We start from the raw sequence: 15,453 nt of genomic DNA on the forward strand, positions 1-15,453 counted from the left end.
ATGCTATGTTGAATTCAATGATAACCAAGCAGCTACAGGCTCATACTCTACAAGCAGGAAAGCTTAAGAGAAGCTGGCATAAAGGAACAAGAAAGTCGACAAGGTTCGGAGCCTCCCATGATTTCTCTGATTATCGCATGTATGAGCAGGGAGACGACCTTAGGCAAGTGGATTGGAATATTTATGCACGTACGCAAAAGCACTACATTAAAAGATACCTAGATGAACAAGAACTCTCTGCTTCCATTTATCTAGATTGTACAAATTCTATGGCAAGTTCCCCTGCCAAATGGCAGCTAGCCAAAACACTTACAGCTTCCTTTGCCTACATTGGGCTAAGTCAGGATGATCGTATATCCATCATAGGGGTCCATGGAGAGCAGGCTCCTTATTTATATCGTAAAGGTAAAGGCCATCTCTATCAAATGCTTCAATATGTAGAGGAGATAAAAGCGAAAGAGTCCTCCCTACTATTCTCTGAGGCTGCTTTAAACCATGTGCAAAGGAAAAGCAGTGTATCCATTGTTATCAGTGACTTATTGGAGCCTCTTGACTCGGTCATCCACACGTTGAAAATTATCCAAGCTAATAGACAGCAAATCTATTTGTTGCAAGTGTTAGAAGAGGATGAAGTAGACCCAAGTTTTGATGGCGACTATATGCTGATTGACAGCGAAACCAATCAGGAAGTAAATGTGACAGTTTCAGACTTTACTAGGAAGAGTTATAAAGAAAAGATGCAACAAAGGATGGAGTTCTTGGAGAGCTTTTGTTTTGAAAGGGGAATCTCATACCTTGTGTGCCATACAGGAGAGAAAGTAGAAGATATTTTATTCAAAAGGATGACCTCTAAAGGTTGGATTAGGTGATGGGGATGGGTTTTACAGAACCAATATATTTTTTGTTCAGTGCATTTTTACTTTTAGTTATCTTGATGTATTTTTTCCGGAAGCAGTATGATAAAAAAGCGATTCCTTCTGTTTTGTTATGGCAGGAATGGATGAACGAATTTGAAGCCCAGGCTTGGTGGAGGAAGCTACAGCACCATCTGCTGTTATATCTTCAGTTATTGGCTCTTTTATTTCTAATTTTCACTTTGACGCAGCCTTTCTTTGAGAAGGAAGGAATAGAAGGAGACCATCTCATTTTCATTGTGGATACATCCGCATCCATGACCGCACTCGAAGGAGAAAAATCGCGCCTGGAGTTGGCCAAGGAGAAAATGGTGCAAACACTTGATAAAGTGGATGATCAAGAAATGACCATTATAGTTGCCAAAGAAACTCCTGAGATATTATTGGAAAGGTCTCAGTCACAAATAGAAATAGGTAAACTTGTAGAAGACCTTGGACCTACTTACGCCTCAGTAAATTTGATGGATTCCATCAATCTGGCTAAGAGTCTATTAGGAGAAGGGAACGGAAACATACAGCTTTTAACCGACAATTTTTCCAAAGAAACATCATTGGAACTTCATAAGAACACGACATTTTTTGCACATAACATAGGTGAATCCCACCAGAACTTAGCAATAGAAACATTTGGGGTAACCATGCGTGAAAACAAAGTAGTTGGTGTAGTTACTGTGAAAAATGAAGGAGACGTTTCGGCCGACTTTGACTTATTTATCTATAATGATGTGGAGGAAGTCTTACAACAAGTTACTGAGACGGTGGAAGGCAACAAAGTAAAGACTATTTATCTTGAAGAACTGCCACCTGCGACAATGTATAGAGCTATCGTGAGTGGAGATAAGCAATATAAGTTGGATAATGAGCAATTCGCTTTTCTGGGGCAGCAACAAGATCCTACAGTTTACGTTCATAAGGACATTCACCCATTTGCGAGAAAGGCTGTTGAAATAGCAAGCACCAATGTCATCCACCTTTCCTCAAATTCAACAGAGGAAATTAACTTCGATGGTGTCCATCTCATTAAAGGGGTGGCGAGAAGCGACTGGCCTTCTGGTCCTAAGTTAGTGTTCCTTTCAGGTGAAGATGGGGAAAAAGAGGTAGAACTTACTGGTGAAGTTTCGGCAAATATGGAAGATCCATTAACGCAATCAGTGGAAATGGAGAATGTTTATGTGGAAAAGGCATTTACTTCAAATGAACTTTCCTCATTAGATGTTGTTGCAAGCCGGGGAGAAACGCCGCTGATTCTCTCAGGAATTTATGAAGGTGACCCTATAATAGTGGTTACATTTGAACTTGGTTCGAGTGATTGGCCGCTTCATGCGGGTTTCCCGTTATTCATGTTCCATTCTATTCAGGAATTAACAAAGAACAAGGGCATGCTGGGCTATTTTTATCCCGGTCAGACGATGGACTATTTTCCCGCAACCGATGTTAGAAAAGCGGAAATCCTCAATGGGGAAGATGAGGTGGTCTTCGCTTACGATACCTTTGAACAACCAATCGAACTTCCTCATACTCCAGGTTTGTATACATTAAGAGAGACAAAGGACCAAACAGAGGAGTCCAGGACTTTTACTATCATGTTAGAGGATACAGAAAAGTCGATCCAGTCAGAAGAGAGCTTTACCATATCGGCAGAATCCTCTGTCGATCAAGAAAAGGAGACAACAACAAGCCAAAACATATCTTATTTGTTTTTAATACTTGCTCTTGTCGTACTATTGGTAGAATGGGAGGTTTACAGACGTGGAATTTCAAATTGAACACCCTCTCATGCTTTTATTCCTTATTCCGGTCCTAATCAGTCTTGTTCTGTTTTGGCGTAAGAAGAAAACAAAGCGGAAAAAGGAGTATGTGATCATCTCCTTAAGAAGCATTATCTATTTGTTATTGATACTTGGATTATGCATGCCATCTTTTCTTTCCCCTGTAAAGGGGACACATACCGTTTTTCTTGTTGATCAGTCCGACAGTGTAAAAAGAATGGAAGGGGAAATCCTTTCCTCGATTAATCAAGCAATCAAGCAAAAAAAAGAAGAAGATAGTTATAGCATTGTTACGTTTTCGGAAAAACCGAAACTGGAACGCTCCTTTACAAATCAACAAGAGACGATTCAACAACTTTCTTTAAATGACAGTTCTCAATTCACGAACATAGAAGAGGGATTAGAATTTGCTGCAAATTACATTCCGGAGAATCGTAAAGGAAGAATTGTTTTGATGACTGATGGAGTTGAGACAAACGGGAATAGTGCAAGGCAATCCACCTTTTATTCAGGGAGAAATATAGAGATGGATGCCATGGCTTTTCAGTCACCATATGTGGAAGATGTGTCGCTTCAATCCTTTCATACGCCACAATCAAGCTTTGAAGGGGAAGCGGTCCCCTTCCAAATCGGTTTAGAGGCCAATGTAGACACAACAGCCACCCTGCATATCACTCAAAATAATGAAACCATCATAAAAGAAGAAATTGCTATCGCAAAAGGATCGAATAACTATTCCTATTCCATTCCATTAACAGATCCTGGATTGTACACATTTAAAGCAGAAATTTTTCCTAAAGTAGATGAAATTGTAGAGAACAATATCTCTCATTCTCTAACGCAAGTATCGGGAGAGCCTAAAGTACTTATGGTCGACCAAGAGGGTGAGGGGGATAATGTGTTCCGCGCACTAGATGCAAGCGGCTGGAAGATAGATCGCATTCATCCAAGCCTGTTGCCGACGACACTAAGTGGTTTCTTGGCTTATGAAAGTATTATTTTCCATAATGTTTCCGGTCATTTATTAAGTGCTACTCAAATGGAACTAATTGAAACTGCAGTAAAGGATTTTGGTGTAGGCTTTACCATGACAGGAGGCAATGAATCCTATGGTCTCGGTGGATATTTCCAGACTCCGATAGAGAAAATTCTACCGGTCGATATGGATGTAAAAGGGAAAAAGGAAATTCCTTCACTTGGTTTAATCATTGTACTGGACCGTTCAGGAAGTATGATGGGAGAAAAATTTGATTTAGCGAAAGAAGCTGCAGCACGTTCAGTGGAACTGTTAAAAGAGGAAGACACATTTGGATTTATTGCGTTTGACACGGAGGCTTGGACAGTCGTAGAAACAGAACCGATCAAAAATAAAGATGAGGTTATTGAAACTATTCGTTCAACAGCATTGGGCGGTGGAACAGATATTTTCCCAGCCCTAAACCAGGCTTATCAGCAATTAAATGAGATGGACCTAAAACGAAAGCATATTATTCTATTAACGGATGGACAATCCAATGATGGGCCTTATGAGGAAATCATCGAAGAAGGGTTAACGAACAATGTAACATTATCCACCGTAGCGATCGGTGGAGATGCAGATACGTCCCTGTTGGAGGAACTTGCAGAAATAGGAACAGGTAGGTTTTACGAAGTATATGAGGCTAGCGCAGTACCAAGTATTCTTTCAAGAGAAACCGCCCTTACTACCAAAACATATATTGAAGACAATCCGCATGTACCGACTGTCTATGCAGGATATGATTGGTCCAAAAGATTTGAAAGTGGGACACCGTTTTTAAATACGTATATTGCAACCACCTTGAAATCCAGGGCAGAACAGATCATATCAAGTGAAAAAGAAGACCCGATCCTCGCTCGTATGAATTACGGCCTTGGGAGAACGATCGCCTGGACCTCCGATGTTTCCGGAGCCTGGAGTGGTGGATTTCCCTCGTGGGAAGAATGGACCTCTTTTTGGAACGAAATGGTGACATGGTCATTGCCATCCTATGAGCAAGGTGCTTATGACATCACTACCTCCGTTGATGGAGGTAGAGCTTCTGTGAAGGTGGAAGCAATTGAGGATCTATTAATGCCGGTTTCTATATCCATATCAAACAATAAGGGGCAGATTATAGAAGACGCTAAAAGTAAAATGGTGGGACCCGGCCAGTACGAAGTAGAATTTTCAGCCATTCCCGATATTTACTTCCTCAATATTACACAGGAAGAGGAAGGGGAGACAGTCTCTACCTTTACAAGTGGAATGGTTGTCCCTTTCTCCACGGAATTTGAACAAAGGCCTGTAAATTTGGAGTTACTTGAAAGTATTGCTTCTAATCAGAATGGGATGCTTTTACAAGATCCTAAGGATGCCTTCCGTCCATTTCATAAAAATGTGTATCAATCTCAGACGGTTTGGGTGCCTTTTATCATCCTTGCTTTTTTCCTGTTGATACTTGAAATCTTTATAAGAAGGTTTGGATTGATATCCCTTGCCTTCTGGAAAAAAGGGAAGCAGAAAGAGGAAAAGGTCAAATCAGAGAGAAAATGGAAAGCGCCTGTAATTAAAAGAAAGAAAGAGCCACTCATATCAAGTCAACCTGTAAAAAGAGAAGAGCCGAAAATGGAACAAATGAAAGAATTTAAACCACGTAAAGAAACAGAAGATAAACTAAAAGAAACAAAAGCGACAGAGGATCGTATGAATCAACTGTTAAAAGCAAAGAACAGAAAACGTAGGTAAATGAAAGAGGTTGACAGTAATAAAGTCAGCCTCTTTGTTTTTTTCTTGATGGTATGTGGAAGATAGAAAACCAGTTAATGATGGTCTGAATCGAAATGTTCTTATTTTTTTTATCTAAATAAAAGAAGCAAAGGACGGCTTGGATAAGGCAGAGTAATGAAGATAAAACAAAAATCGTGGAAATAGAGACATCCATAAAATAGCCAAACACAATAGGTCCAAGCGCTATTCCAACAAATCTGACCGACCCGTACAGAGCCGTTACAAACCCTCGCGCTTCTTTTCTTACAGAATTAGTGATGATGGCATTCATACATGGTAAAACAATACCAATGGAAGTACCAATAAATGAGAGAATCAAAATTGTCCACCAAAGGCTTTCATTAAGCAATATCGCCAGTAGAAAAAGACTCAGAAGCAAAAAATTCACAATAAGAATTCGATTGATGTAATTGCTGAACTTTCCAATTACGTTTCCAGTAAGAAAAGAAGCAACCGTTAAAAACAAAAGCGGGAAAGACAGTATAACGCCATTCATAAATCCATGCGTCTCAAACTGACTCTCCAAAAGGTCAGAAGAATAAAACAAAATGCCAAAAAGTAGGAAAAGACAAAGTGCACCTGCACTATAACTAGTAAGTAAATAAAACTTATTCTCCTTCATAACCCTTGCTAAATGACTTACATAGTTCTTGAAAACCAATTTTTCAGAAGGTGACTCCTCATTTTTAACATACAAATAGAACAAAACAAACAATATGCTACAAGCAAGTGGAAAGACGAAAAATACATAATGCCACATAATCAATGCAATAAATGCTCCAATCAATGGCGACACAACTTTGCCTAGACTATTGGTTGCCTCCATTAGACTTAATACCTTCAACTGTTTACTTCCCGAAAACATATCTGCCACGATGGCCATTGCGATAGGAGCTGTTCCTGCCGAGCCTATCCCTTGAAGAATCCTGCCAAAAATAATTCCTTCAAAAGAGAAAGATGCTTCTAGAATGGAAGCTATTCCTGAAACCAATCCGCCAAAACCATAAAGCAGTAGTGATGCAAGTATAATATGCTTTCGTGAAAACCTATCTGACAAATATCCGATAAAAGGGATGGTAACTGCTCCCGCAATGGAAAATATCGATAGGATAAGGCTGGCTTGTACTTGAGTCAGTTGAAGATCGTGACGGATTTCAGGCAGCACTGGAATAAGCATGGAATTTCCAAGCACAAGAATAAAGGAAGTAGACGTGATGGAAATAATACTAATATTCTCCGATTCTCTTCGCATCGATGTACCTCCACTGTAGTAAATGTGATTTTTTTATGAATTTGATGTGCAGTGCCTTTTATATCCCAGTGATAAATGGTACGATTTGATTGAAAAATGGAAAATACCAAGAGAAAAAAGGTGAAGCACGTGTTAAATTACAGTAAAATACTGCTAATTGGATTATTCTCAGTCATTCTGGCTGCTTGTGGCGGTAATATACCAGATACTACAGATTGGAAACTGGAAAATTTTCAGTACATAAATCAAGATAACGAGCAGGTTAGTTTAGAGGATTTGAAGGGTGAAGTCACAGTCGCAAATATGGTCTTTACCAACTGCACCACTGTTTGTCCTCCAATGACGGCCAACATGGCCAGGTTGCAAAGAATGGCCGATGAAGAACAATTAGATGTTCAATTTCTATCTTTCTCTGTTGATCCTGAAGTTGATAGTCCTGAAGTACTTAAGGAGTTTGGAAATAACTTTGAAGCGGATTATACTTCTTGGGACTTTTTAACAGGCTATACCCAGGAAGAGATAGAAGCGTTTGGAATGGAAAACTTCAAAACAATTGTAGCTAAACCCAAAAACGGAGGAGAAGTTGTCCATGGAACCAGTTTTTATTTAATTGACCAAGAAGGGACAATCATAAAAAGTTATGACGGGTTGGATGTCCCTTACGAGGAAATATTGGAACATGTAGAAATTCTCTTAAGCCAATAATGAAGTAGTTAGGATCACTCTTTTTTATTCCGAGTGATCCTTTTGTTTTTTATCAAGCTCTTCTTCTCTGCTGGCACTCAATCCATCAGTGACTATTACATGTAATTCCTTTGAAAATAGCTCTTTGGAAACCTCTTCGTTGCAAGCAAGTATTTCTTTTTCCTTCAATTTGACAGCCTCCTAACCTTTTCATTTTTGAAAAATACACTATAGTATGTTATAAAAAGTGTACTGTCGTATAATGTAAGTGAGATTTAAATCCTTAAAAACAATAAGGAGAATGCCTGATGGTTAAATTTTGGAAAATAGCCTTACTGGGCCTTATAATAATTAGTATGGTTAGTTGTTCTGCAGAAAATTCTTCCAGTTACGTTTTAGAAAAAGCGAAAGAACGAAGAGAAAGCCAAAGTGAGAGAAAACTTTTTAAAGATTTTTTTAAAGAAGAGTCTGTGGAGAATCAGAATAAAATAATAAATATTGAAGAAAAAGAGGAAGTTACGGAAGAGTTTTTTGACAGGTCCTTTAAGTTAGTCTTTTTCGGCGATTCCCTTACGCAAGGGGTTGGAGATAAGTCCAAAAAAGGAGGATTCACTTCCATTATCAAGCAACATTATGAAGCTAAACCGTATATCGATAACGTAAGTGTCACCAATCTCGGTGTTAGGGGAAACCGTACAAATCATCTATTAAAAAGACTTGAAGACCCAGAAGTGCAAGAGGCTCTTGCAGAAGCCGATGTGATCTTCATGACAGTTGGCGGAAATGATTTAATGAAGGTTATCCGTGAGAATTTCTTAGATTTAACCTTTTCACTCTTTGATAAAGAACAAGAATTGTACGCCAAAAGGTTGGATAGCGTCCTAGGGGAAGTCAGAAAACATAATGACTCCAGCAGAATTTACCTTGTAGGACTATTCAATCCTTTTTATCACTTCTTTCAAGAAATAGAAGAAATGAATGAGGTAGTGACTAATTGGAATACTACAACCATTTCAATTCTTGATGAATATCCTAATACAGCCTATGTTCCTATACAGGACATCTTTATTGACCCTAAAGAGAATTTGCTTGATGATGATCAGTTTCATCCGAACCAAAAAGGGTATCAATTAATAGGCAATAACATTATTAATGAAATAAAACGATTTAATGAGGAGACCTCATTGGAAGAAATGTTAGAAGAAGAGTAGTGGAGAGGATTATGGTGAAAAAAGTTGTAAATTGGAAAACGGCATTTCTAAGCTTGCTTGTTATAAATATTTTAATTGCCGGAATCGCTATATTTTTGGTGCTATTGCCAAAACACTCGAAATTCAACCTATCCAGCAGGGAAGATGATCGGAAAAGGGTCGCATTTACCATCCAGTCTGATAAAGAAGATTTAAATGAACTTATACGTTATTATTTGGAAAGAGAAACGCGACGCCCTTTGAATTATGAAGTGGTACTGACTGACAGGGTGGAGCTCAGAGGTGAAATGACCGTGTTTGAAAGAGACATTCCCCTGACCATGACATTTATTCCTGAAGTGCAAGAAAACGGCGATGTTGTATTAAAACAGGACTCCATGTCGATTGGAAGGCTGCAAGTACCTGTGTCCATGGTTTTAAAGTATGTAGGTGATAATTATCCATTACCACCATGGGTTAAGATCATACCAAACGAACAGAGCATCTATGTTGCTTTGCAAGAACTCGAGTTACAAAGTGATACAAAAGTGGAATTCACAAAATTCGATGTCGAACGCGACGACATCGAATTCAAACTCCTAGTCCCTGTTGAGGACTAACTCTAAAAAGGATCGGGCATAGACTGCCCGGTCCTTTTTAAGCTGAAAAAAGCTGAAAAATTTTGGTTGGTTGATTAATCGCCGCTGTTCCTTTCCGCAAATAGCTTCTCTTTCCGCGGGACGGTGCTTGAGCCTCCTCACAACGCTTCAGGGGTCTCAACCTACCGTTACTCCCCCGCTGGAGTCTACGCCATTTGCTCCAATCCACAGCTGAAAGTTACTTAAACAATTCGTTAATACTTATTGCGGTAACTCGATCAGATTTCTTTTCAAATACCCTTCGATAAATGAGGTCACCTTGTTGATTGAAGTGGAAGGCGCGTAGACGCCCGCGGGAGGAAGGGAAAGGGGAGACCCCGCAGGCGAAGACGAGGAGGCTCCCGGACCGCCCGCAGGCAAGCGAAGCGCCTGGAACGGAAATCAACGGTACTATATTCTTATTTATCTTTTTAAACCATTTTTATTTTATAAAATTTATTTGGTGCTACAGCGCCAAGGGGCTTAGTAATATAATCCACCCAATTTTTTTGGAACTGGGCATATGCCTTTACCATTACGCTCCCCATGAATACATTATGTATTAGGAAAGAGGGGGAGGTGTAGAGCATGGGTGGTTCTGGTTATGGATCAGGATTCGCATTAATAGTTGTTCTGTTTATCTTATTGGTGATTGTTGGTGCGGGAGTCCTCCACTATTAATTACTAATGTTCGATAGTACCTTTTGTAGAGGAGGTGACAGCTATGAGTTGGTGTGGTTGCGGTTACGGTCAAGTAGCAGGTGCAGGATACGGCGGTGGTTACGGAAGCTCTTTCGTATTAATCGTAGTATTGTTTATTCTATTAATCATCGTTGGTGCTGCTTGGTGCTAATGAAATAGAACAGGGTGCTCAATCACAAGTTGATTGAGCATTTTACATGTTACGGCGCTAAAAAAATTGCTTCCAAAGGTGGACGATTGTTGACAAGTCCAACAGCCACGATAGTATAAGCAACATCCGGTTTCAAGCTTACCCTGTTTAGGGAGAGTACGACATCTTTTGTACCTGCAATACGTACTTCAAGATCGACAGTCATCGGCGTAAGTCCGAGATAGTCTGATATGCCGGTATAAGGAATATCAGAAAAAACTACATCGCCCTTCTTGACCCCAATATCAACAAACGGTGCATCAGGGGACAAGTGCCAAAAACGCAGCTTAGATTCACTTTGAGGTATAGAGGATTCATCTTCTACAGGTATTAGTTGCAGACTATCCTTTGTACTAGCTATTGCAACAGTATAAGACTTACCAGTGCTTGCCTGAAGGGTACCTTCAAATAGTTTTTTACCACTTTGGAAAATTTCTATTTTAATGTTAGTTGGTTTCATTTCTACATAACTGCTGCTGTTCGTATAACGTAGATCTGTCCATCTGGGGTTGTTATTTACATGAACATCCACTGCCTCTGTTCCTGGGGATGCATGGAGAACTCTTAATCGTGAGCTTACACTCGCTTCAAGGTTTCTTTTGGGTGGGTCTTGTATAGAATTCACCCATTGCTGCAAATGAAAGTAGTGCATTTGATAAAAATAAATATGCCGTTGTGGATCTATATATTTATAATAATCAGCCAGTAATTGATATTGTCCTGCGAGGAAGTAATTTTCATCATGGTTCATGTTTGCATACACCCTCCAATTATTCCTGATGCTAAATGGATATGCGAAGAAAAGGGAAATATAACAATATTAACGGTTCCATAAAAAAAGGATAAAAGGCGAGGTGCGCCTTTTATCCTTTTTGGTATTCTGCATGCTTGATGAAAGTGATTTCCTCATCTACATTGCCACAAGTGGCACATTGAATTTTTTGTGAAGGCCCTTTATAAGGGATATGAAAAGGATCCATGGTACCGGATGTATATTCCTCCACAACCTCGCCTGATTGAGGATTTAACTTCACGGATTTTGCCACTTGTTCGATGATGTTAAAGCGTGAACGGTTAGTTTTACAATTTGGGCATAGATATGGGGATGCCATATTAAATCCGCCTCCTTTGATAGTAGCTTTTTCAAACCAGGTAATTTTTATGCGAAACCAAAAACAACCGGTCCTACTAAAGTAGAACCGGTTGGAAATCATGCTGCTTTTTCATTTGAGATATCACTTGAATCAAGTTCGAAATCTGTCTTTCTAGCTGCAATAGCTTTTACATAGAACAACCCAATAATAATGATTGTAAACATAGTAGCACCGATATATGATGCTTCAATTGGTAAACGGAAGCCTATTGGAGCATTTAATATATATGTCGTTGTTGCCATTGTCATAAATATTGCTGGAATCATGGCTATATAATATTGTTTTCTTGCAATGAATAGATACATGGCGCCGACCCATAATGCTATAACAGCTGTGGATTGATTTGCCCAAGAGAAATATCTCCATAACAATTCGAAATCAATCTTTGTCAGTACAAATGAAATGACAAACAAAGGAGCTGCGATCCAAAGGCGGCTGATAATTTTCTTTTGTGAAATATTGAAGTAATCTGCAATAATCATGCGTGCACTTCGGAATGCAGTATCACCAGATGTAATAGGAAGGATAATAACCCCGATGACCGCCATCGTTCCACCGATAGCTCCTAGCATTGTTACAGAAACTTCACTTACAACTGCACCAGGTCCACCATTGGCTAAGATTTCGCTCAATCCTGCTGACCCATTGAACAAACTCATACCTGCTGCTGCCCAGATCATGGCAATGATACCTTCTGCAATCATCATGCCGTAAAAAATTCGACGGCCTTGCTTTTCATTCTGAGTAGTTCTGGAAATAATAGGTGTTTGCGTTGCATGGAAACCAGAAAGTGCCCCACATGAAATAGTTAAGAATAATAATGGGAAGATAGGCACGTTATCTGGGTGCATATTGGTGAAACTTAATTCGGGAATTGGAGCTCCTGTCACAACTAATGATATGCCCACACCTAAAGCACTTATTAATAATAGTGCTCCAAAAATAGGATATAAGCGACCGATAACCTTATCAATCGGTAGCATCGTTGCGAAAATATAATAGATGAAAATAGCTAAAATAATGATACCTAGTGCAACTTTTCCTTCTGCTAGCGTATGAATTAATCCCGCCGGCGCCGTTACGAAAACGGTTCCAACTAAAAGTAAAAGTAAGATAGCAAATGCATTGACTGTATGCTTCATGAATTTTCCGAGGAACTTACCGGCAAGTTCAGGCAAATGTGCACCGCGGTTTCGAATGGATATCATACCTGTCAGGTAATCATGAACCGCCCCGGCAAAAATACAACCTAGGACAATCCATAAAAATGCTACTGGACCATATAAGGCACCCAAGATCGGTCCGAATATTGGTCCGACCCCTGCTATATTTAATAACTGAATCAATGAATTTTTATTTTGACCTAACGGAAGATAATCAACCCCGTCTTGATTGGAATAAGCAGGTGTTTTTCTAGCATCTTTTATACCGAAAACTTTTTCTACAAATCTACCATAAATAAAATAACCTACTATTAATAAGGCAATACCTGTTAAGAATGTATACAAAATGAAGACCCCTTTCTCTTTTATGGAGTATCCTCATTATAAATGAAAAGGCTTTCATTTGTTGTTTGAGTGGCCAAGATGTGCAAAAACAGAAATAACATGTCGGTATAGAATACTGACATGTTATAGTTCGAGTTTCTTTCTAAGTGCTTTTACATAATTACGGCTTACAGAGAGCTTTTCGGAGCTGCCAGTAAGCTCCAGCATATATGCGCCATTGAACCAAGGTGTCAATTTTGTCACATAATTTAGATTAACAAGATAGCTTTTATGTATCCTGAAAAATGGGTAGTCTTGCAATCTTTCCTCCAAATCTTTCAAAGCAAACTTCGACTCAAAGTTGCGGGTGTTTGTATGTATTCGTGAAATTCGATCGTCTCTGCTGATATAAAGGATATCAAGAGGATCTAGGTAATAAATTTCATTTTCATATTCCACTGCCAGCTTAGAGGAAGCAGGTTGTTGTTGAGTTTCCTTTTCTGGTGCTAAATGTTTAATAAGTCGGCACACGGTTTGGGATAATTGCTCCTCATCGAAAGGTTTTAATAGATAATCAACCGCTTCATGTCGAAAAGCATCCACTGCAAAGTTAGGAAACGCAGTGGCAAAAACAATAAGAGGTGATTTTTTTAATTCTTTTAAATGCTTCGCAACATCCAAGCCGTTCATTTTTGGCATTTCTATATCTAAAAAGACGACATCGGGTTGATGTTGCATGCAGAGTAAAAGAGCGTCTTCACCTGTTGCTGCTTCTCCTATTACTTGCAGACAATCATGCTCTTCTAATAAATGCTTAAGTTCATCACGGCTGTATGGTTCATCATCCACGATGATTGTTTTTATGTTATCCATTTGTTTTATCATCCTTATTTAGTTTTTTGGCAATGGTAAAAGAAACAGTGGTACCAATGCTTGCTTCACTATGAAAATGCAATTTTGCTTGATTGCCAAACATCATTATAAGTCTTTTATTAATATTGTAAAGGCCAACCCCAGTACCAGTAGGGGAAGAGACCTGATCTTGCCCAAGCTCACTTATTCGTTCTCTGGTCATGCCTATTCCATTGTCGCTTATGGAAATGAAAATATCAGATTCGCGCTCTCTTATTTCGATAATTAAATGTGCATTTTCCTCCCTGTCTTTAAGTCCGTGTTTAACCCCGTTTTCAACGATCGGCTGTAAGGAAAGGGGGGGGACAAGATAGGAAAGTGCCGATTCATCAACATGATAGGTTACGCTTAATCGATCGGAAAACCTTGCTTCCTCAACAGAAAGGTATGCTTGTACATGTTTAAGCTCTTCTTGGACGGTGGTCCATTTTGCAGTCGTGGCCGTAAGGTTTTGCCGAAAGAAATGCGAAAGTGATATCAATAGTTTTCTAGCTTTTTTTGGATCCGTACGTATTAATGAAACAATTACATTCAAAGAATTAAATAAAAAATGGGGGCTGATTTGAGCTTGAAGCGCTTTGATTTCAGCTTCTTTCACTAGCTTGGATGCATTTTCAGCTTCAGAGATTTCCAACTGATGACTCATTAAAGAGCTGAGTCCTGTAATTAACTGAATAACCACATTATCTATTTCCTTATCGGAAGAAAAGTAAAATTTAAGGGTGCCTACTGTTTCATCTCTCTTTTTTAACGGAGCAATAACTACAGCACCTAGAGGACAAGACGGATCCTGACACTGAATATCATGTTTTCCTGCTACCAATAAATTTCCGTATTTCAGTACTTGTTTTGTGCTATGAGTCTGGATGGGAGAAAGGGGTTTATGATGATTATTCCCCAGTCCAACATGTGCTAGGATCTTTTCCATATCTGTTATGGCTACAGCACTAGCATTTACTTCTCGATAAATTATTTTGCACGTCTCTTCAGCTGATTCCAGTGATAATCCTTTTCTAAGGTGTGTCAACGTATTCTCTGCTAACGACAAAGCTTTTTGGGCTTGAACTGCTCCGACTTTTTCCTCTTCGTTAATCACGGTTAAGATAATGAGGAAAAAGAGAGCAGATCCAACTCCGTTAGCAAAAATCATGGGTAGGCCAATACTCTCCACAAGCGCGAGAGCCTGGGAAAACGGTTGTGAAGTAAGGAGGATGATGCCCATTTGAATCGATTCTGCTAATGCTCCGGTTAGAAGCGCCACAGAAACACTAATTCTTTTCCCCTTATACTTGCTTCGTATGAAACCTGCCAAAAGGCCAGCTACTATAGCAGAAAAGCCGCAAGAAAAAGCTGTAAATCCACCAAGACTCATACGATGTATACCAGCAATTAACCCTGCACCAATTCCTACTTTATATCCACCTAGCAGACCTGCCATCACAATTCCTATCACACGGGAGTTAGCAATTGCCTCTGACTCGTTTAGTTCTGTGATCCAACGATTAAAACCTAATGTTTCCGTACTAAAAGCGAGACCTGTATAGGTACCGATAATGCCGAAAAAGCCAAAAAACAGAATAGCATATGCTTGCTGTTTTCTATCAATTTGCTGCCGGTTGATCAACTGTCTGAAGAAAGATAGCCTAGTCATGATAAAAGCAACAGTTACTATAATACCAAGTCGCTCTAACATGGTTAATAATAATTCAAACATACTTCACGCTCCACTTAAAACCTGATGTGCTAATGGTAGCATAACCAAACATTTCCGTT

15 protein-coding genes are annotated in these 15,453 nt (G+C 39.3%); 8 read left to right on the forward strand and 7 right to left on the reverse strand.

The genetic code is table 11. The features are described from left to right. The first annotated feature begins 5 nt into the window (after window positions 1-5). Genes M313_RS0107500 through M313_RS23000 form a run of 3 tightly spaced genes read left to right on the forward strand, consistent with a single transcriptional unit; the run spans window position 6 to window position 5,429 of the window. Window positions 6-869, forward strand: a complete 864-nt coding sequence (locus tag M313_RS0107500) for a DUF58 domain-containing protein (RefSeq protein WP_010193851.1) — start codon at window positions 6-8, stop codon at window positions 867-869. Between the two features lie 5 nt (window positions 870-874). After that, the gene (locus M313_RS0107505; RefSeq protein WP_162014424.1) at window positions 875-2,680 is read left to right on the forward strand and encodes a vWA domain-containing protein; all 1,806 of its coding nucleotides are present in this window, start codon (window positions 875-877) and stop codon (window positions 2,678-2,680) included. Continuing rightward, a complete protein-coding gene (locus tag M313_RS23000) occupies window positions 2,664-5,429 on the forward strand; it encodes a VWA domain-containing protein (RefSeq protein WP_010193853.1) in 2,766 nt (921 codons plus the stop codon). Before M313_RS0107505 ends, M313_RS23000 begins: the two co-directional genes overlap by 17 nt. A gap of 25 nt (window positions 5,430-5,454) precedes the next feature. Here the strand turns inward: M313_RS23000 and M313_RS23005 are convergent, their stop codons facing one another. Continuing rightward, entirely contained in the window at window positions 5,455-6,723 is a 1,269-nt protein-coding gene (locus tag M313_RS23005) for an MFS transporter (protein WP_010193854.1), read from the reverse strand. A 96-nt stretch (window positions 6,724-6,819) separates the two neighbouring features. On the opposite strand from M313_RS23005, the gene M313_RS0107520 reads away from it, so the two are divergent. Continuing rightward, window positions 6,820-7,428: an SCO family protein gene (locus M313_RS0107520; RefSeq protein WP_010193856.1), complete on the forward strand. Its 609-nt coding sequence runs from the start codon at window positions 6,820-6,822 to the stop codon at window positions 7,426-7,428. 24 nt (window positions 7,429-7,452) lie between these two features. On the opposite strand, the gene M313_RS25780 is transcribed toward M313_RS0107520, so the two are convergent. Further along, window positions 7,453-7,596: a hypothetical protein gene (locus M313_RS25780; protein WP_010193857.1), complete on the reverse strand. Its 144-nt coding sequence runs from the start codon at window positions 7,594-7,596 to the stop codon at window positions 7,453-7,455. 119 nt (window positions 7,597-7,715) lie between these two features. On the opposite strand from M313_RS25780, the gene M313_RS23010 reads away from it, so the two are divergent. The 4 genes from M313_RS23010 to M313_RS25105 all read left to right on the forward strand — a co-directional run bounded on the left by M313_RS23010 (window position 7,716) and on the right by M313_RS25105 (window position 10,088). Then, entirely contained in the window at window positions 7,716-8,618 is a 903-nt protein-coding gene (locus M313_RS23010) for an SGNH/GDSL hydrolase family protein (protein ID WP_010193863.1), read from the forward strand. Window positions 8,619-8,629: 11 nt separating this feature from the next. After that, on the forward strand, window positions 8,630-9,217 hold the full coding sequence (locus tag M313_RS0107535; RefSeq protein WP_010193866.1) for a YpmS family protein: 588 nt from the start codon (window positions 8,630-8,632) through the stop codon (window positions 9,215-9,217). Between the two features lie 606 nt (window positions 9,218-9,823). Then, complete coding sequence (locus M313_RS25100) at window positions 9,824-9,916, forward strand: YjcZ family sporulation protein (RefSeq protein WP_010193868.1); 93 nt, start codon at window positions 9,824-9,826, stop codon at window positions 9,914-9,916. 43 nt (window positions 9,917-9,959) lie between these two features. Next, entirely contained in the window at window positions 9,960-10,088 is a 129-nt protein-coding gene (locus tag M313_RS25105) for a YjcZ family sporulation protein (RefSeq protein WP_010193870.1), read from the forward strand. A 49-nt stretch (window positions 10,089-10,137) separates the two neighbouring features. On the opposite strand, the gene M313_RS0107555 is transcribed toward M313_RS25105, so the two are convergent. From M313_RS0107555 to M313_RS0107575, 5 genes are all read right to left on the reverse strand, one after another. Then, on the reverse strand, window positions 10,138-10,878 hold the full coding sequence (locus M313_RS0107555; RefSeq protein ID WP_010193871.1) for a DUF4397 domain-containing protein: 741 nt from the start codon (window positions 10,876-10,878) through the stop codon (window positions 10,138-10,140). A gap of 112 nt (window positions 10,879-10,990) precedes the next feature. Beyond that, window positions 10,991-11,239, reverse strand: coding sequence for a hypothetical protein (locus M313_RS0107560; RefSeq protein WP_010193873.1), 249 nt, complete (start codon window positions 11,237-11,239; stop codon window positions 10,991-10,993). Window positions 11,240-11,337: 98 nt separating this feature from the next. After that, on the reverse strand, window positions 11,338-12,789 hold the full coding sequence (locus M313_RS0107565; RefSeq protein WP_010193875.1) for a carbon starvation CstA family protein: 1,452 nt from the start codon (window positions 12,787-12,789) through the stop codon (window positions 11,338-11,340). Between the two features lie 123 nt (window positions 12,790-12,912). Beyond that, the gene (locus M313_RS0107570) at window positions 12,913-13,641 is read right to left on the reverse strand and encodes a LytR/AlgR family response regulator transcription factor (protein WP_010193877.1); all 729 of its coding nucleotides are present in this window, start codon (window positions 13,639-13,641) and stop codon (window positions 12,913-12,915) included. Continuing rightward, a complete protein-coding gene (locus M313_RS0107575; protein ID WP_010193880.1) occupies window positions 13,634-15,394 on the reverse strand; it encodes a sensor histidine kinase in 1,761 nt (586 codons plus the stop codon). Before M313_RS0107575 ends, M313_RS0107570 begins: the two co-directional genes overlap by 8 nt. Window positions 15,395-15,453: the final 59 nt, after the last annotated feature.

Origin of the sequence: Bacillus sp. m3-13, from assembly GCF_000175075.1 — a bacterium.
Lineage (GTDB): Bacteria > Bacillota > Bacilli > Bacillales > Bacillaceae_I > Sutcliffiella_A > Sutcliffiella_A horikoshii_C.